The 293-nt window shown below is 63.8% G+C and carries 1 protein-coding gene; it reads left to right on the top strand.

Annotation, left to right across the window (positions count from 1 at the left end):
* Positions 1–293: type IV secretory system conjugative DNA transfer family protein (locus tag B7449_RS19210; protein ID WP_048884116.1), on the top strand; the 293-nt coding region annotated here is incomplete at both ends.

Here is a 293-nt window from a genome sequence, read left to right on the forward strand (position 1 = left end):
GTGGTCGGCGGCGAAGCGCCACCCTCTCTTGAGGCCCTTGAGAACACCCGCCCCAATGACGAGCCAGGCGATGACCTGAAACCCGGTCGAAGCACCCAGCTTCGGGAAGCCGCGCATATTTACGGCGCGCAGGGCGGTCTGGCAGCCCGGGCATTCGCCATCAACGAGATGCTGCGGCGCCATGAGGAGACACTCGACGCCACTTATGATTTCCGGTCGATCGTGCTTCCGATCGGAAGTGGCCAGACCCTCATGCAGCCCCCCATCGTCACCGAGGCACAGATGGCCTTTGC

The sequence above is a fragment of the Komagataeibacter intermedius TF2 genome, assembly GCF_000964425.1.
In the GTDB taxonomy this organism is placed as follows: Bacteria; Pseudomonadota; Alphaproteobacteria; order Acetobacterales; family Acetobacteraceae; genus Komagataeibacter; species Komagataeibacter intermedius.